Genomic DNA, 17239 nt, shown 5'->3' with positions numbered 1-17239 from the left:
GATCGTCCTCTTTCTCATGTTGGTGGTCGCCTGTCCGTCAGCTCGCGGTGGCGGTCGAAGACGACGCCGCCGCCCACGACGGTCACGTCCGCGTTCAGGGCCGGCAGGGTCTCCGGGTCCGCGGCCAGCGGATCCCCGTCCAGGACCACGACGTCGGCCAGGCAGCCGACCCGCAGGGAGCCCTTGGTCCTCTCCTCACCGGTGTGGGCGGCACCCGACGCGGTGTACAGGCGCAACGCCTCTTCACGGCCGACGGCCTCACCGCCGCCGACCGTTCTGCCCCGCTCGTCCCGCCGGGTCGTCATCGTGTACAGGTTCTGGAACGGGTTCAGCTCATTGACGGGGTAGTCGGTACCGGCCGCCACCCGGTCGATGCCCAGGACATCGATCATGGACCGGAGAGGGACGGCCCCCTCGGCCCGGTGCGGGCCCATGCGCGCCGCGATGGCGTCGCGGTTCCTCCACAGGAACGGAGCCTGCGGGGCTACCACCACCCCGAGGTCCCGCGCCCGCTCCAGCTGGTCCGTCCGCATCAGGCTGGCGTGGATCAGGATGTCCGGGCCCGGCCCGGCCGCCCCGGCGGCCCGCGCCTCGGCGAAGACCTCCAGAACACGGTCGATCGCGGCGTCACCCACCACGTGCACGCCCACACGCCAGCCCCGGCGGTGGGCCCGCGACACGAGCATCGCCAGGCGGGCATGGTCGATCAGGAGGTCACCGGCGTACGCGCTGCCGGGCAGGTGCGGTTCCCGGGTGGCCGCCGTGCCCAGGGTCATGCCCCCGTCGAGCTGGAGCTTCACGCCGAGTTCGCGCACCCAGGTCCCGTCGCCGTACCGCCGCGGGCCGGACTCGATCAGGCTCTCCCACTCCGCTTCCGACACCGACGGGATCAGCTCGCCCGACGGGAGCACCATGGCGGCCACGCGCAGCGTCGACCGTCCCTCCTCGGCGAGACGCGCCAGCACGGCGACGTCCCGCGGGTGCGTCGCGCCGGCGACCACGGAGGTGATGCCCCAGCCGTTCAGCACCTTCATCGCGGCGAGCAGCTGCCCGGCCCGCTCCTGCTCGGTCCACTCCGGAACGACCCGGGCGACCAGGTTCTGGGCCTCCTCCCACAGGTATCCGGTCAGCGCTCCGGAGTCGGGATCCCGGCCCAGACGGCCACCGTCCGGGTCGGGTGTGCGCTCGTCGATCCCCGCCAGGCGCAGCGCGGCGCTGTTGACGCAGGAGCTGTGCGCCATCGGCAGATGGACTGGCCGTCCACCGCTGACGGCGTCGAGTTCCGCCAGGGTGGGGACGCGGCCCTCCGGCAGCTGGAGGACGGGGTTCCAGATCTGGCCGCGCACCCACGCGCCGGTGTCCAGCGACCGCGCCGTGTTCCGTACCCGCTCCAGGGCCTCGGCCATGGTGGTGACCCCGCGGAAGGAGACGGTGTCGCCGTCCATGCCGGCTTCCTCGAAGTGACAGTGCGCATCGACGAAGCCCGGTATGACGGTCCGACCGCCCAGCTCCAGTACACGCGTCGCCGGGCCCGCGGCGTCCAGGACCCGCCGCTCCTCCCCGACGGCCGCCACCTTGCCGCCGCGCAGCAGCAGCGCGGTGGCCGTCGAGCCCGTATGGTCCAGGGTCAGCACCCGGCCGCCGCGCAGCAGCAGGTCGTACGGGCCGGGGTCACCGGTGGTCATCCGGCTCACCCTTCTGTCACGGCGGCGACGCATTCGATCTCGACGAGCACCCCGTCACGGTGCGCGGCCGCGATCACCGTCGTACGCGCCGGGAAATGCGGCAGTCCTTCGAAGAAGCGGCGGTAGACGGCGTTGAAGGCCGGAAAGTACGCGCCGGAGCGCAGGTAGCAGTTGCACTTCAGGATGGTCTCCTTGCCGCCGCCCGCGGCCTCGACCACGGCGAGCAGGTTGCGCAGCGTCTGTTCCGCCTGCGCCTCGAAGTCCTCCGAAACGATGGTGCGGGTTTCCGGGTCGAGCGGGCCCGTGCCCGAGCAGTAGACGGTGGAGCCGTGGACGACTGCCTGCGACAGCGGAGCCTTGGTTCCGCTGGAGAAGCCGACTGTAGGGGCGCCATGGGTTGAAACGGAACGGATATTCATCGTTGTCCTCACCGGTAGATTCCTCACCCGTCGGACCGGGTCGATATTTCAGGCCGGGTCGATATTCATGACCACAGCCTTGGGTTCCGTGAAGAACTCGCGACTGTAGTTTCCGCCCTCCCGGCCGACACCGGAATTCTTGACGCCCCCGAACGGGGCACGCAGGTCACGGACGAAAAAGCAGTTCGCCCAGACGGTCCCGACGCGCAGCGCACGCGAAACCCGATGTGCCCGGGAAAGATCCGTGGTGAAAAGCATCGCATTCAGTCCGTAGGGCGTGTCATTCGCTGCCCGGACGGCGTCGTTCTCCTGGTCGAACGGGAGGATGACCACGGCCGGACCGAAGATTTCCTCCTGAGTGACACGGTCACGTTGACCCGCGCCCACTATCACCGTGGGACGCACCGTCCAGCCCGATCCCCGGCCGCCGGTGAGAATGCGGGCGCCCTCGCGGACGGCGAGGTCCAGATAACCCGTGACCTTGTCGAAGTGCTCCTCGGAGGCCAGTGGCCCGATCTGGGTGGCGTCGTCCTTCGGGTCGCCGATGACGAGTGCCTCGGCGGCGGCGCGGAAGCGGTCGATGAACTCCTGATAGATGTCCCGCTGGACGTACAGGCGACTGCCGGCGAGGCAGACCTGGCCATTGTTGGTGTAAATGGCCTTGATCGACCATGAGACGGCCTGGTCCAGATCCGCGTCCGCGAAGACGATGTTCGCGCCCTTGCCGCCCATCTCCAGGCTGAGGGGGGTCAGATTGCGGGCGGCGGCGGCCGAGATCGCGCGGCCGGTGCCCGACTCGCCGGTGAAGGTGATCCTGTCCACCGAGGACGACTCGGTGAGAGCCTGCCCCGCGGAGCCGGGCCCGTACCCGTGCACGACGTTGAGGACGCCCGGAGGCACGCCCGCCTCCAGCGCGAGGAGTGCCAGCCGCGTCGCCGACGCGGGGGTCTGCTCGGCCGGCTTCAGGACGACCGTGTTGCCCCAGGCGAGCGCGGGGGCGACCTTCCAGGTCTCCATCATGAGCGGGAAGTTCCAGGGGGCGATCGCCGCGACGACGCCGGCCGGGTCGTACTCGGTGTAGGCGTGGAACCCGGACGCCATGGGGAACTTCTCGGCGGCCGTGACGGTGGAGTAATCGGCGAAGAATCGGAAATTCTGTGCGGACCGCGGGATGTCGTGGCCGCGCGTTTCCGCGATCGGCTTTCCCATGTCGGTGGTGTCCATGAGCGCGAGGCTTTCGCCGTCGGCCTCGATGAGGTCGGCCAGGCGATGCAGGATTCCCGCTCTTTCAGCGTAACTCATCCTCGGCCACGGGCCGGTGTCGAACGCGGTCCGCGCGGCCGCTATCGCCCGGTCCGCGTCTGCGGCGGAGCCGAGAGCCACCGTCGCCCACGGCTTGCGTTCCCACGGGTCGATCGACTGAAAAGCGGCGCCGTCGACGGACGGCACCTCTTGACCGTCGATGATGTGGCCGAAAGACTCCACCTTGTCCTCCTGCGTCGGATTGCGTGAACGCACCAACCATCACCGGGCCGGGCCCGATTCTCAACGAAGCATTTCCGCTCATTGGAAACACCCACCCCGCCTTTCCGGGCCGCTGCGGAGCGATTACCGCTGGATGGAAAGGAACCCTTGCCGACTGGAGGGGAGTGGCGGAGGTTGAGCCCGACCTCGAACCCGGGAAGGCATCGTGAACGCAGAGGAACAGAGGAAGTACGCCCAGACGCTGCTCCGGGCCTACGCGGACCGCCTGGGCGTCCGGCCCGCCACGGCCGACGGGGCGGGGCTCACCGAGTCCGACGCCTACGCGGTCCAGCAACTCCAGGTGCGGCACTGGGAGCAGAGCGGGCACACGGTCCGGGGCTGGAGGATCGCCGAGTTCGCCGACGCGTCCGCCGACGGGAATCCGCCCGCCGACGGGAATCCGGCCCGGCTCGCGTACGGCCACCTGATGTCGCCGGTGTTCCACCCGGAGTCCAGGCCCATCGACGCCGGGGCCTTCGTGGAGCCCCGTGTCGCGCCCGCCATCGCGTTCGTGCTCGGGCAGCGGTTGAGTGGGCCGGGCCTGCACACCGCCGACGCGGCGTCCGCGATCGCCTACGCCCTGCCCGCCCTGGAACTCCTCGACTCCCGGCTGCGGGACGCGGCCGAGGCTCCGTTCGCCGACCTGATCGCCGACAACGCGGCCGTCGGCGGCGTCGTCCTCGGCTCGCGGCAGACCCGCCCGTACGACTTCCAGCCCCGTATGGAGGGCTGCGTTCTCCACCAGGGCGGGCGGCCGGTGGCGACCGGGGTCGGCGCGGCCGTCCACGGTTCGCCGTTCAACGCCGTCACCTGGCTGGCCAACACCCTCGGCGCCGCCGGAGTGGTCCTGCCGGCCGGCTCCGTCCTGCTGTCCGGGCCCCTCACCCCCGCCGTGCCGGTCGCCCACGGGCAGTCGGTCACCGCCGCCTTCACCCATCTCGGCAGCGTCACCGGGCACTTCGTCACCGGGCCCCTCGCCCACCCGCGGTAGACCGCCCGCGGATCCCTCACCCACCCGACCGATGGAGACGACAGACATGACGTGGACCGTGCCGATGGTGGCGCACACCCTCCTGGACGCGGAGAACCGGCGACAGGACCTCGGCCGCTTCACCGACGAGTGGGCCGAGCTGGATCTCGACGTGGCCTACCAGATCCAGGACGAGACCCTCGCCCGCCGGATCATGCGGGGCGAGCACATCATCGGTGTCAAACTCGGACTCACCTCCCGGGCGAAGCAGCAGCGCATGGGTGTCGACGCACCCCTGACCGCCTGGCTGACGGACGCCATGGCGCTGGGCAGCGGTGCCCCGGTCCCACTCGATTCCCTCATCCACCCGCGGGTGGAACCTGAGATCGTCTTTGTGCTGGGCAGGCCGCTGGCCGGGCCGGGAGTCACCGCCACCAGCGCACTGGCTGCGGTGGCGGCCGTGCACGCGGGCATCGAGGTCATCGACAGCAGATACCGGGACTTCCGGTTCCGGCTGGCCGACGTGGTGGCCGACAACGCCTCGTCCGGACGCGTCGTCGCCGGAAGCGTGGCGCTGCCGCCGCAGGGGCTGGACCTCGCGCTGGAGCCGTGCGTGCTGCACGTCAACGGAGAGGTCGTGCACACCGCCACCGGCGCGGCGGTGCAGGGACATCCGGCGGAGGCTCTCGCCCTGGCCGCCAACACACTGGCCGGACGCGGCATCACCATGGAGGAGGGCTGGTGCGTGTACACGGGCGGCCTCACCGACGCGGTGCCCCTGGCGGCCGGCGACCAGATCGTGGCGGAGTTCGGGCATTTGGGGTCGGTTACCGTCACCGGCGAATGACCCGGCCCCGGCCGACCGGAAACCGGCCGCCGGGCCGCGGCAGTATGCGGCCCGGCGTACCCGTACGCGGCGGGCGAACCGCGCCCGCCGCCGCACCGTACGCGTCTCTCATCTGCCGCGCACCGCCGACGACCATGCCGACCAGTGCTCGTGGAACGCGTCGGCGCGGACCGCGTCGAGCTGATGGGCGATCTCCGCTCGCAGCGCTGATGCGAAGTCCGTCCTCAGACCGTCCCGGACGAGCCGCTTCGTCGCGGCGGCGACCGCCGGCTCGGCGGCGGCGAACACCTCGGCCTTCGCCAGGGCGTGGGCGAGCGGATCGGCGGCGGTCTCGGTCAGCAGCCCGTGGCTCAGTGCCTCCTCGCTGTATACCTTGCGGCCGCTCAGCAGGATGTCGAGCGCGGCTGACGCCCCTACCGTACGGGCCAGCAGCCAGGAGACCCCGAAGTCGGGCACCAGGGCCATCTTGATGAACGGCGCCGCGAACACCGTATGTGCGCCGCCCACTCGGATATCGCAGGCAAGGGCCAGGGCGAGGCCCGCCCCGACGGCGGGCCCTTCGACAGCTGCCAGGGTGATCTTCGCGGAACCCACCAGCTGAGCCGTGGACTCGAACTCCCGGGCCATCCGGTCGGCCGCCTGCGACGGCGACTCGCCCCGCATGTCCCCGATGACCGCGAGGTCGCCACCCGCGCAGAAGGAACCGCCGCGGCCCGACAGCACGATGACCCGCACCTCGTCGTTGCGGTTGAGATGTCGCAGCACGCCGGGCAGGCCGTCCAGAAGGCCGCGGTCCAGGGCGTTCCGCCGGTGTGGACGGGCGAACTCCACCAGGGCGACACCGGGCCCGGGCGACGACACGACCAGGCCGGAGATCTCCGGGAGGTCACCCGCGTACGCGTCGGATGAGGAGTCTCTTTCGCTCATGTTCATGCCGGTCACCCTGGCGCACCCCGGACGGGCTGCCTACGACCGCTTCTCGCCCAGTGGAAAGCCCGTATGGCGCCGTGACGGAACGCGCCGGATGCTCTGAGCGAGAAGCACGACAGTGGAGGGCAGATGAACGATTCCGAGACCGGTCACCCGCTCGCGCAACAGCTGCTGGGCAAGACCGCCATCGTCACCGGCGCCGCGTCCGGCATCGGAAGGGAGACAGCGCTGCTGTTCTCCGCCCGTGGCGCACGGGTCCTCGCCGTCGACCTGGCCGCGGACGGCCTGGAGTCCCTGGCCGCGCAGGCCGCGGAGCAGGGCGTCCCGCTCGTCACCCACGTCCAGGACCTGCGCGTCGAACACGCCGCCCAGCAGGTGTTCGACGTCTGCCATAGCCGGTTCGGCGTGCCCGACGTACTCGCCAACATCGCGGGCAGGGGAGGGGACAAGTCGGCCGACGCCACCACCGACGAGGACTTCGACTTCTTCGTCTCGGTGAATCTGACGACGACGTTCCGCATGGCCCGGCAGGCCGTCCTGCACTTCGGCGAGGGTGGAGGGTCGGTCATCAACACCTCCTCGACGTTCGCGGTCGTCGGGGTCGGCGGATCGGCCCCGTACTCGGCGGCGAAGGGTGCTGTCAGCAGCCTGACGAGGCAGATGGCGGCCGACTACGGCCCCCGGAACATCCGCGTCAACGCCGTCGCGCCCGGCTTGATCGAGACCCCGGCCACGGCGCCGAAAATCCGGGCCGGGCAGTTCGACGACATGGTGACGAAGTCCCGTCCCCTCCCCAGGGTGGGGCGGCCACGGGACGTCGCGGGCGTCTTCGCCTTCCTGGCATCCGACGACTCGTCGTTCATCACCGGGGTGACGCTGCCGGTCTGCGGAGGCTGGAGCACCACCCGCTACCGCGCCTGATGCCGTACGGGCGCGGCGCCGCCCGCAGGCGTCACGGCTCCTGGCAGCGCCGCGCACCGACTGCCGACGGTCATCCGGCGCCCCTCGCCGTCCCGCCGGGGCCGCCGGTGTCAGCGCAGCGCCCGGGAGTGGACCGCGCGCCGGGGCGTCGTCGTGGCCACCGGCTCCCGCCCGCGCGCCCTACCGGGCCTGACGCCGGACGGACGTCGGATCCCCGGCCGGGCTCTTTCCGGCGCTGGCGGGAGCCACACCGACGAGGTCGTCGCCTATGCGAAGGGCCTGGGCAAGCCGATCGACCGGTTGAACATCACCCATCAGTGACGGAAATCGGGCGCCGCCGCGGAGGCTCCGAAGCCTATAGCCCGACCTGCCGTGGGCTATACGCTTTACAAGGGGGATCGGGCTTCTGGAGCGGAGAATGGGACGCGGGAGTCACTTCTCGGGGTCGTCCAGCTCGGTGACGTCGCTCGACGCCGAAGAGCGGATGTCCGTCGAGACGCTACAGCGAGCGGTGGGTGAGCTCGGGGCGACGATGGGATCCGTACTGTTCCCGGTCGATGACGAACAGTCGCTGGCCAACGCCGTCGTCGTGGGCGATCCGCTGTCGATCTACGCGGTGACTGATCAGCACCCTGCGAACGACGACAGATACGCTGGAGCCGTTGCTTACCGCACCGGCCGTCAGTGTGTGCGCGTTCGGGAGGAGTCGCCCAGCGGTCTCCTCCCGGCCATGCCGTTCCCGTACGCGATCGTCGCTACACCATTGATCGCCGCCGGCGGGCGGTCACTCGGAGTCATGCTTCTCGTCTGGGCCGACCCGGTCGAGTGGGGGGAGGTCCCTGCGACGGTGCGGGACCGCTGTAGGAGCCTGGCAGACGGACTGGCCCTCGGCCTGGAGCGGCAGGGCGGCGAGTCCCGGACAAAGCGCTATTCGTCGGCACCGAGATTCATTTTGCCTGCCCTGCCGAGACCGGAGCGGCCGGCGGAGTCCCTGAGTCTGTCTCTGGTGTACCAGATCGGCTGGCTCGCCACCCAGCTCACCGAGGCTTTGCAGCTCCAGGACATTCTTGATGCGGCGATCCAACGAATCATGAAGCCCTTCGGGGCTCGGTGCCTGGCCGTCTCGGTCATCGACGCAGGGCGATCGCGACTGCTTGGTTACAGCGGATGCGGCGCTGTACTCGCCGAGCGGCTTACCACGGCCTCAGCGGGCACTCTGGAAGAGGAGACGGACATGGGCGAGCCGTCGCCCGTCGACCGGCCTCTTTTCTTCCATGACGCGGCGGGGAGCGAATCAGTCTCGGCATACTGTCTGCTGCCTCTGATCATCGGCGGCCATAACACCGGTACCCTCGCCCTCGGCTTCGGCCGGCAACGCGACTTCCGGGCGGATGAGCGCGCCGCCCTCGTAAGGATGGCGCAGCTCCTCGCCCCATCCATCGGGCGAGTCCGCCAGGTCGAGGCGGAACGCCGGCTGGCCCAGGAACTTCAGCAGGGCCTCCTGCCCCCGGCTCTCCCGCAGCACGCCGAAGTGGATATCGCCACCCGATACGCCACGCGGACATTCGGAACCGCCGTTGGCGGCGACTGGTACGACGTGCTCAACCTGCCCGACGGTGCCATCGGCCTGATCATTGGCGATGTCGAAGGGCATACACCCCGCGCGGCAGCGACCATGGGGCAGGTGCGCACCGCGATCCGGGCCTACGCTGCCGAAGGGCACCGCCCCGCGGAGGTACTGACACGTATCAACCGGCTACTCGCAGAACTCGGCATCGACCTGCTGACCACCTGCTGCTGCGTTTGGCTGGACCCCGAGGCTGAGACCGCCGAGATGTCCACCGCCGGCCATCCAACGCCCATGCTCCGCCACCCTGGCCATCACTTCACGGAAACCGAACTTCCCCGGGAAATACCGCTGGGCGTCCAGCCTGACACCGTCTACAGCTCCACACGGCTCCCGCTGCCGGAGGGAACTACCCTGGTCCTCTACACCGACGGACTTCTCCAGTCCCACTCGGTGCGGCTCGAGGACGGCATCGCCGCACTGCACAAGCGCCTGGAGACACTTGACGTCGGCCTGAGCCTGGAGGCACTGGCAGACAGGCTGCTTGAAATCGTCGGCACCGACGAACAGCGGGACGACGATGCCGCACTGCTGATCGCACAGTTTCTGGGCATGCCTGCGGGCCGCCGCCAGCGAGTGGGGCGAATGTTCGTCCACCGCCATGATCTGCACGCTGTCCGAGACGTCCGCAGATTCCTGCGTGAGCAGGCCCGGCTTTGGGACTGGGAAGCCGTCTCGTCCGATCTCGAACTCGCCGTCACCGAACTGGTCACCAACGCGCTCGTGCACGCCGACAGCGCGGTCGAGGTCCGGCTGCGCGAGTACCTTGATCGGCTGCGCATAGACGTACGCGACTCCGACCCGCGACCTCCCGTGCCCGCACCCGTGCTGGCCTCGGGAGAGGCCGACACCGAATCAGAACATGGCCGGGGGCTGCTCATCGTCGATGCGCTGGCATCGTCCTGGGGCAACGCACCCAGCGGGCGGGGCAAATCCGTCTGGTTCGAGCTGAGCAAGCCCCAACTGGCGGAGCACTCGAAGCGGTGACTCCATTCCGACCCTGCCGTGGTTCTGAAGCGAGCAGTACGACCTGAAGTTGCAGATCGCGGGCGTCGTGCCGGCAGATGCCACAGCAAATCTGCGGCGTGATCGCCCGTTAGAAGGGGGCTCCGGTGGAGCTCGCCGACAGAGTGATCCCCGATCCGGGGCCGGGTGAGGGCGTGGTCGCGGTGGCCGCCTGCGGGGTGTGTCACACCGATCTGACCGACCGGGGGTGGCGGGATCGACGACGCGTTCCCCTTCCTGCTCGGGCACGAGGCCGCAGGCATCGTCGAGGCCGTGGGCGGGGGAGTGGACTCGGTGAAGCCCGGCGACTTCGTCGTCCTGAACCGGCAGGCGGTTTCTGGTCGGTGCCGTGCGTGCGTACGTGGCCGTGCGAAAGTTGATCTTGTTCGTTGATGATCACGTCTTGTGGGACGTGAGGATCTGACGAACGGCCAGTGGACCCGGCGTGAGCCGCTGCTGCCGCGGGGCATCGAGCCGGGCCGTCCGCAGGTGTGGACGCGGCGGCATGCAGCTCCAGGCCGGGGCCGACGCGAAGGGCCTGATCACCTGGGAGGTGAACGACGACTTCACGGTCTGCCGTGCCCACCAGCACGCCGCTGGGGCGGCGAAAAGGGGAACCTTCGGAAGGAACGCCGTTGCTCGCCTCGCCCGCGCCAGCGGATCCTCCGGCCCGTCCAGGCTCGCATTCCGGGACGGCACAGCGGCCCGTGCGGATCGTGATCGCGCACTCATCAGGGAGCGTCGCGAGCACGTAGCGTTGCTCTCCGCTTGACCGCTTCAAAGCACGGGGACGGGTGAAGGCGGCTTTCCGATGGCCTTGTGAACTCATCGAACGAGCCGTTACAACGTCGTCGTTTTCCCCGCCTTCGTCCAAGGGGCGGCGCCGCACGTCGGCGAGGATTGGGTGCGAATGCAGGACACAAGGACGAACTGCGGACCTTACCCAGAGCCTCCACCATTCGCGATGATGGGCGCGCTGCTGCCCGGGCGTTGGGATGTACGCATCGACCGCTTCGACACCGGCGTCTTGCCAGGACGGGCGGGAGCGGCGATTACCGACACGGACCGTTCGATCAATATGTCCTCGGGTTGGGTGCGGGCCACCGTCCACGACGCGGGACCCGTAGCGCGCCCGCCCTCCCTGGCGTGGGCCCTCGTTGACCACCTGAGTGTCCATCGCGGCCCGCACGCGCGCTTGGACGTGCTGCCGCTCCGACTCGCTGATGCCCTCGAGGACGCTGATCAGCATCTTGTGTGAAGGGTCGCGGGGATCGATCCCCGCCCAGTTCGGGCACCCATAGGTGCACCCCGTATGCGGCGAACTTCGGTGCGATCAGGGAGAACCGGTTCCCGAACCAACAGCGCGTCCCGTCGCCGACGACGGGGGCATTCCAACCATGGGCAGGGTCCTTGAGTGAAGCCAACAGCCGTGCCGCCTCCGATGCCGCCGCCGCATCGAGGGAGTTCGCGGTGATGCGCGCGCCGAGCGCTTGGTGAGGTCCAGGGGCCAATTCCTAGCGAGGTCGCTGGACCCCATCCATGACCGCCTGCGCCAGCTTGGCAGGCAAGTCCGGCTCAAGCTGTTCGTTCAATACCAAGACCCGCCAGTGAATCGGAGCGACGAGTAGCTCGATGATGAATCGAGGATCCGTGTTCCGGGTTGCTTCTCCGCGATCAATGGCCTGTTCCACAACCTTGGCCGCTGAGGCGATGCGGTCGCGCCAAATCTTGGTTTGCATCTCTGTGACCGCCGGGTCCTTGGCGGGCCATGACAGCAGTTGCGCGACGGCCAGCCGGGCGCAGGTCAGGGCCTGTTTCCGGGCGGAGGTGACTTCAGCAGCCCCTTAGATTAGTTAGACGGCGCACCAGCGTGGTGGTGGCGCTTGGGTCCAGCACGGCAGCCACTCGGGCGACCCGCAGCGCGACCGGGCCACAGCGGTAGAGCGAACTGAGGTACGCCAGCCGGAACGCGCGGCCCGCCTCGAAAGCGCTCTCTCCGTTGGCCCGGGCCTCCCGCACATCGCTGATCAGTCCACGGCTGAGACTCAGATTGCCCCCGGTCGTTTTATACAACCCCGCGAGCACATCCTCGGCGAGGCCCGGGCCGAAGGCGGCGCGAGCCAGCTCCGCCGATTGCTCCGGTCCGAATGGACGCAGCGCGATCTCGTGGTGGTACGGCAGGCTGAGCAGCTCCGCCTTGAATCGTGACTGCGTAGGGGTGAGGCTGCGCAACTCGGTGAAGATCATGGATATCCGGGCCGGACGGACCCGGCGGGCTAAATGCAGCAGACAGTTCAAAGAGGCGGTGTCGGCGTGATGCACATCGTCGACGCCGATCAGCACCGGCCGGTGCACGGCAAGCGCCAGCAGGGCACGGGTGAGATCCCTGCGCAGTCGGTTCTCGGCCCTCAGCGACAGCTGCCCGCCCTGGGCTATCCGATCAGCCAGCCCCGGCGCCCGATGCGCGAGCGCCGGGTCGTCGATGAGCTGCCCGATCATGACGTACGGCATAGCCCGCTCTTCGGGCGCGCAGACCGCGCGCAGAATGATGGCCTCAGCCTTCGCGGCAGCCGCGTCAAGCAGTTCTGTCTTGCCGCAGGCGATTGGGCCGGTGACGGTGACCACGACGCCCTGGCCGCTGCTTGCTTGTTCCAGAGACCTCTGTAGAGTGCCGAGTTCGTCCTCGCGTGCGACGAGTTCGTATCCTTCACGGCAGGTACCGCTATACACAGCACCTGCCCACCGTCATCGCCTGAGCCCCCATCGTCTCCGTGGCGCGTTGGGGCCACCGGCCCGTCGTGGAGAACGGCGGCTGAGACGTCGTTGCCGTAGAACGACTCCGCCCGCGTGCGGACGGTGTCCGGCAGAGGATGTGGGTTGCCCATTCGGGCACCCGATGCGGCCGCGGCCGGTGCCCCGCCAGCCCGTTCCCGCGGTCCCGCTCCTTGGCGTTGTCCTGCACACGCACGAGCGCTCCCCTCAACGGTGGATACATGTCGGTACGGTACTCTTTCGCCGACACGTCCGGACTGGGTAGATCACCAGTGTCCTGCGCCGGTAGTCCGTCGTTAGCTCTTGTGGCCCGATGGCGGATGACCGTCTGCCAGGGCGATCCGGGCCAGGGTGGAGCGTTGCCGCTCGGTAGGGTGGGCATAGGGTCTGGTCAGCCCTGATACCTGTTACGCGAAGGTCCGCCGAGGGCATTCCCGGTCACCGTGTGGGCGATGAGAGGGCTGGCGTGGCCGTGGTCCCAGCATTGATGTACCGGATCATCCACAGCCACCCGGTTCCCTCTGCCACGAACCGCGTGCTCATCACTCATACTGGTCGCATGTCTGCCATGCCGACTGCTGAGCCGTCACCGTCCGCTGCCGAGGTGCTGCGGCAGCGCTACGTACGAAGGCTTCCCGGCGCGCTCGGCGAGCTGGCCGGGCCGGCGCGTGGCTCCGTCCAGCTGCCGCTGCATGTGGCGTGGTCGGGCCTGACGCGGTTCGATCTGGACCGGCCGCGGTCGCGGATGAGCATGTACCGCACGGTGCTGGCCGAAGGGCAGCACGATGACCTGATCGCCCTGCTGAACCGGGACCTCCTGGTCAGCCAGTGGCCTGTCCTGCGCACGTTGATCAGCCGCGCCATCCGCGACGTGTGGGAAGAGGCTTTCCCCGAGCTGGCTTCGGCTCGTCCGGCAGCCGCGGCGTGAACCTCAGCGATCTCCACCGTCGGCTCCTCTCCGACGTCCTGGCCATCGGCAGCCCGTACCCCCTGGTCATCACCGGCGGGTACGCCGTCCAGGCCCATGGCTTGGTCGACCGGCTCAGCCAGGACCTCGACGTCGCCACGGAGAACCCCGCACCCATGGCGGAGATCATCCGGGCCCTCACCGCCGGGCTGACGGAGCGCGGCTGGCAGGTGACAGAGGTGGGCGTGGACCCGCTTTCGGGCCGCCTCATGGTCACCGATGCCGCCACTGGTGAGCAGTGCGAGGTCGACATCCTCAAGGAGGCGTTCTGGCGCCCTCCCACCGCCACCGAGTACGGCCCCGTCCTCGCACTGGACGACGTCATCGGCACGAAGGTGCGCGCGCTGGCCGACCGCGGCGCCGTGCGTGACCTCATCGACGTCCACGCCGCCTCCCGCCTCCACACCACCGCCGACCTGGAAACGCTCGGCCGCCGTCACGCCCGCGACGAGTTCTGCCTCGAGGATCTCCAGGCCCGTCTGGCGGGTGCGGACTGGTACGAGGACGAGGAATTCACCGCCTATGGTCTTACAGTCACGGAGACGGCCACCTTGCGGGCCTGGGCCGGAGATTGGGCCGATGATCTGGCCAGGCGCCTGCATGAAGAGGCCGTGGACGACTGACCAGCGGCTGTCTGCCCGAGGCGTCCGCGGAATCGTCGCGTACAGCGGGCCTGTGCCCAGGACACGCCTCACCGCCCGCGGCCCGGCGCGGGGTGAGGGCGGGAGGGCCACCTGAGGACCTCGCCTGCGTAGAGGGCGTATACGGCGGCCGCCCGGAACAGTTCCAGCTCGTTGCCGCCCGGTGCGGCGGTGACCTGGTAGGGCCAGCCGGGGATGGTCCGGCAAACCCCGTCGCGGCGGCACGGGCGGTAGCAGTGCAGCCGGTGTCGCTGCGGCCGCTGCGTCAGGAGGTCCACCACATCCCGCCCGCGGCCGCGGGCGGGGTCCGCGCGCCGAGGGCGATGTTCGCCGACGTCGACCTCGGAATCTATGCGCGTCCCGAGGTCGGGGGAGGTGTCCTCGTCGGTGGAACGGAGCCGGAGTGCGATCCGGCCGGCCCGTGTCCGCCCGGGTCACACCCCTGGATTCGGCCCTCCGGCGAACGATGTCGAACCCGGGCGAGAGGCGAGGTGCGCGGGAGTGGTGGTCTCGACGAGGTCGCGGATCGCGGCCACGCCGCGGGCGATGCGGTCTTCGGACTCGCTGCCCACGGAGACCCGGATGTAGCGATCGCAAGAGTCCCCGTACCCGATGCCGGGCACCACGCTGATCGCGCTCTCCTTCAGCAGCCGGCCGGCGAACTCGGTGGAGTCGAGGCTGGATCCGCCCAGGGAGGCGAAGAGATAGAACGTCGACGTGCCGGGCAATGTGCCGATGCCGTTGTCCGTGAACCAGGTACCGACGCGGTTGCGCAGTTGGACGGTGCGCTGGATCTGAGGTCTGGTGATGTCCAGAAGGTCGTCGAAACGTTCGGCGAGATAGGCGGCCAGAATGGTCGGCGCACAGGTGACCAGATGCTGGTTGATCTTCAGAACCTGGTCGGTGAGCCGCTGGTTGGCGATGAGGTATCCGATCCGCCAGCCCGAGACGCCGTAGTTCTTCGACATCGAGTTGACCGTGACCGTGTGCTCCTTGTCCGGGTCGAGCGCCCCGGCCGCGAGGAACTCGGTGCCCGGCGGCACGAACTCGTTGTACGCCTCGTCGACGATCAGCAAGAGCCCATGACGGTCGGCCAGTTCGTGCAGGTACTCCAGCTCGGCCCGGGTGTAGATGTGCCCGCTCGGGTTGTTCGGGTTGTTGATGATGACGGCACGTGTGCGCGCGGTGATGAACCGTTCGAAGTCGAAGACCGGCACATCGTGGGGAACCATCACCGGCTCGCCACGGCACATACGGATCTGCGCCGGATAGCTCAGCCAGTACGGCTCCGGCACGATCACCTGGTCGCCGGGGTCGAGGATGGCCATGAGCGCCATGTGGATGGCGGCCTTCGATCCGGCGGTGACGATCACCTCGGTGTCCGGGTCCACCGGGAGCGCGAACCTGGTCTCGTAGTACTTGGCCAGCAGCCGCCGCAGCTCCGGCAGTCCCCGGGAGTGCGAGTAGTGGTGCAGACCGGGCGTCGTGAGCCCGTCGAACGTCGGCAGCGGCAGGTCGAAGAAGGCCTCGCCGAGGGACAGCGTGATGATGTCCCGTCCGGCGGCCTTCATGTCGTAGACGAGGTTGTTGTACTGGACCGACAGTGCCTGGCCGATGTCCTCCATCAGCAGGGAGGTGCGCAACGGCTGCTTCGCCGCGGTGTGCAGCTGTCCCCCCATCAGATCGTCCTCGTCTGGCCACTGCCCCAGACCACGTTCTTCACGGTGGTGAGCGCGTCCAGCCCCATGGGTCCTCGCACATGCAGCTTCTGGGTGGAGACGCCGATCTCCACGCCGTAGCCGAACTCCCCACCGTCGGAGTAGCGGGTGGAGGTGTTGACGAAGACGCTGCCGGAGTCGACCTCCCGGGTGAAGCGCCGCGCCACGTCGATGTCCTTGGCCACGATGCCCTCCGCGTTGGAAGTGCCCCACCGGCGGATGTGTGCGATGGCGCCGTCGGCATCGGGAACGACCTTGACCGCGAGCACGAGCCGCAGGTACTCGGTGCCCCAGTCCTCCTCGGTCGCGGCGACCGCCTTCGGCCAGACGTGCCGCACGGTCTCGTCGCCGCGGATCTCCACGCCCGCCTCGGCCAGTAGCTCGAGGACACCGGGCAGCCAGGACTCCGCCAGGTCCTCGTGGACCAGCAGGGTCTCCATCGCATTGCACACGCTGGGCCGGGAGGTCTTCGCGTTGATGGTCACCGCGGTCGCGATGTCCAGGTCGGCGGAGCCGTCGATGTAGGTGTGGCAGTTGCCGGCGCCGTCGATCACCGTGGGTACGGTGGCGTTCTGCTCGACGGAGGCGATCAGCTCCGGGCCGCCTCGCGGAACGAGCAGATCGACGTACCCCTTGGCGCGCATGAGGTCCATGGCGGCGTCACGGGACGGGTCGGATATCAGCTGAACGGCCGCGGTGGGCACTTCGTCGTGCTCGGAGACGGCCTCCGCCAGGGCCGCCATGATCGCGGCATTGGTGGCGGCGGCCATGGACGAGCCGCGCAGCACCGCGCAGTTGCCGGTCTTCAGACACAGTGCCGCGACCTCCGCCGTGACATTGGGCCGAGCCTCGTAGATCACCGCGATGACGCCCAGTGGCTCCCGCACCTGCTCGACCAGCAGCCCGTTGGGCCGCGTCCAGCCCTTGACGACCTCACCGACCGGGTCCGCCAGCGATGCCACCGTGTGGACGGCCTTCACCAGGCCGGCCATCCTGCTCTCGGTGAGGGTCAGGCGGTCGATGAGGGTGGGGGTGACGCCGGCCGCGCGGGCGGCCCCGATGTCCTGCTCGTTCGCCTTGGTGATCGAGTCCCGGTGGCGCTCGATGGCGGCCGCCATGTCCAGGAGGACCTGGTTCTTCTGGGCCGTGGTCAGCTGCTTGACGGCGGCGGACGCCTCCGCGGCAGCACGGCAGATCTCGGTTACCGACACGA

Annotated in this window: 15 protein-coding genes and 2 pseudogenes; 9 read left to right on the top strand and 8 right to left on the bottom strand. The window is 69.2% G+C overall.

The genetic code is table 11. From position 1 onward, the window contains the following. Positions 1-14: 14 nt before the first annotated feature. The 3 genes from NQU54_RS13265 to NQU54_RS13255 are packed head-to-tail and all read right to left on the bottom strand — an operon-like array spanning position 15 to position 3589. Entirely contained in the window at positions 15-1685 is a 1671-nt protein-coding gene (locus NQU54_RS13265; RefSeq protein WP_257631233.1) for an amidohydrolase, read from the bottom strand. A gap of 5 nt (positions 1686-1690) precedes the next feature. Then, positions 1691-2104, bottom strand: a complete 414-nt coding sequence (locus NQU54_RS13260; RefSeq protein ID WP_257631232.1) for a RidA family protein — start codon at positions 2102-2104, stop codon at positions 1691-1693. A 48-nt stretch (positions 2105-2152) separates the two neighbouring features. Next, positions 2153-3589 carry an aldehyde dehydrogenase gene (locus NQU54_RS13255; RefSeq protein ID WP_257631231.1) on the bottom strand — a complete coding sequence of 479 codons (1437 nt, stop codon included), beginning with the start codon at positions 3587-3589 and terminating at the stop codon, positions 2153-2155. Between the two features lie 205 nt (positions 3590-3794). Between NQU54_RS13255 and NQU54_RS13250 the strand changes: the two genes are divergently transcribed. Both NQU54_RS13250 and NQU54_RS13245 read left to right on the top strand, forming a co-directional pair. Beyond that, positions 3795-4619 carry a 2-keto-4-pentenoate hydratase gene (locus tag NQU54_RS13250; protein WP_257631230.1) on the top strand — a complete coding sequence of 275 codons (825 nt, stop codon included), beginning with the start codon at positions 3795-3797 and terminating at the stop codon, positions 4617-4619. Between the two features lie 46 nt (positions 4620-4665). Next, entirely contained in the window at positions 4666-5445 is a 780-nt protein-coding gene (locus tag NQU54_RS13245; protein ID WP_257631229.1) for a 2-keto-4-pentenoate hydratase, read from the top strand. A 108-nt stretch (positions 5446-5553) separates the two neighbouring features. Here the strand turns inward: NQU54_RS13245 and NQU54_RS13240 are convergent, their stop codons facing one another. Continuing rightward, positions 5554-6372: an enoyl-CoA hydratase/isomerase family protein gene (locus NQU54_RS13240; RefSeq protein ID WP_257631228.1), complete on the bottom strand. Its 819-nt coding sequence runs from the start codon at positions 6370-6372 to the stop codon at positions 5554-5556. Positions 6373-6504: 132 nt separating this feature from the next. On the opposite strand from NQU54_RS13240, the gene NQU54_RS13235 reads away from it, so the two are divergent. The 5 genes and pseudogenes from NQU54_RS13235 to NQU54_RS13215 all read left to right on the top strand — a co-directional run. Further along, a complete protein-coding gene (locus NQU54_RS13235; RefSeq protein WP_257631227.1) occupies positions 6505-7296 on the top strand; it encodes an SDR family NAD(P)-dependent oxidoreductase in 792 nt (263 codons plus the stop codon). A gap of 153 nt (positions 7297-7449) precedes the next feature. Then, positions 7450-7617 (top strand): hypothetical protein, encoded by a 168-nt coding sequence (locus tag NQU54_RS13230; protein WP_257631226.1) that lies wholly within the window; start codon positions 7450-7452, stop codon positions 7615-7617. Positions 7618-7753: 136 nt separating this feature from the next. Then, positions 7754-9910, top strand: coding sequence for an ATP-binding SpoIIE family protein phosphatase (locus NQU54_RS13225; RefSeq protein WP_257631225.1), 2157 nt, complete (start codon positions 7754-7756; stop codon positions 9908-9910). 125 nt (positions 9911-10035) lie between these two features. Beyond that, positions 10036-10297 (top strand): annotated as a pseudogene (locus NQU54_RS13220) (alcohol dehydrogenase catalytic domain-containing protein); the annotation flags it as partial. Between the two features lie 148 nt (positions 10298-10445). Continuing rightward, positions 10446-10544, top strand: a pseudogene (locus tag NQU54_RS13215) (IS5 family transposase); the annotation flags it as partial. An 898-nt stretch (positions 10545-11442) separates the two neighbouring features. On the opposite strand, the gene NQU54_RS13210 reads toward NQU54_RS13215, so the two are convergent. Both NQU54_RS13210 and NQU54_RS13205 read right to left on the bottom strand, forming a co-directional pair. Then, positions 11443-11721: a TetR-like C-terminal domain-containing protein gene (locus tag NQU54_RS13210; RefSeq protein WP_257631291.1), complete on the bottom strand. Its 279-nt coding sequence runs from the start codon at positions 11719-11721 to the stop codon at positions 11443-11445. A gap of 40 nt (positions 11722-11761) precedes the next feature. After that, complete coding sequence (locus NQU54_RS13205; protein ID WP_257631224.1) at positions 11762-12658, bottom strand: AAA family ATPase; 897 nt, start codon at positions 12656-12658, stop codon at positions 11762-11764. A 610-nt stretch (positions 12659-13268) separates the two neighbouring features. Between NQU54_RS13205 and NQU54_RS13200 the strand changes: the two genes are divergently transcribed. Beyond that, positions 13269-13628 (top strand): hypothetical protein, encoded by a 360-nt coding sequence (locus NQU54_RS13200; protein WP_441005741.1) that lies wholly within the window; start codon positions 13269-13271, stop codon positions 13626-13628. After that, a complete protein-coding gene (locus NQU54_RS13195; RefSeq protein WP_257631222.1) occupies positions 13625-14290 on the top strand; it encodes a nucleotidyl transferase AbiEii/AbiGii toxin family protein in 666 nt (221 codons plus the stop codon). Before NQU54_RS13200 ends, NQU54_RS13195 begins: the two co-directional genes overlap by 4 nt. A gap of 452 nt (positions 14291-14742) precedes the next feature. Here NQU54_RS13195 and NQU54_RS13190 read toward each other — a convergent pair whose 3' ends face one another. Further along, entirely contained in the window at positions 14743-15987 is a 1245-nt protein-coding gene (locus NQU54_RS13190; protein ID WP_257631221.1) for a pyridoxal phosphate-dependent aminotransferase, read from the bottom strand. Further along, the gene (locus NQU54_RS13185) at positions 15987-17237 is read right to left on the bottom strand and encodes a glutamate-5-semialdehyde dehydrogenase (protein WP_257631220.1); all 1251 of its coding nucleotides are present in this window, start codon (positions 17235-17237) and stop codon (positions 15987-15989) included. The genes NQU54_RS13190 and NQU54_RS13185 overlap by 1 nt, the downstream gene beginning before the upstream one ends. Between the last annotated feature and the right edge of the window lie 2 nt (positions 17238-17239).

It is taken from the genome of Streptomyces malaysiensis subsp. samsunensis (assembly GCF_024519315.1).
Classification (GTDB): Bacteria; Actinomycetota; Actinomycetes; order Streptomycetales; family Streptomycetaceae; genus Streptomyces; species Streptomyces malaysiensis.
Note: the sequence above shows the minus strand (reverse complement) of the source record. Positions and strands in the feature narration are given on the sequence as shown.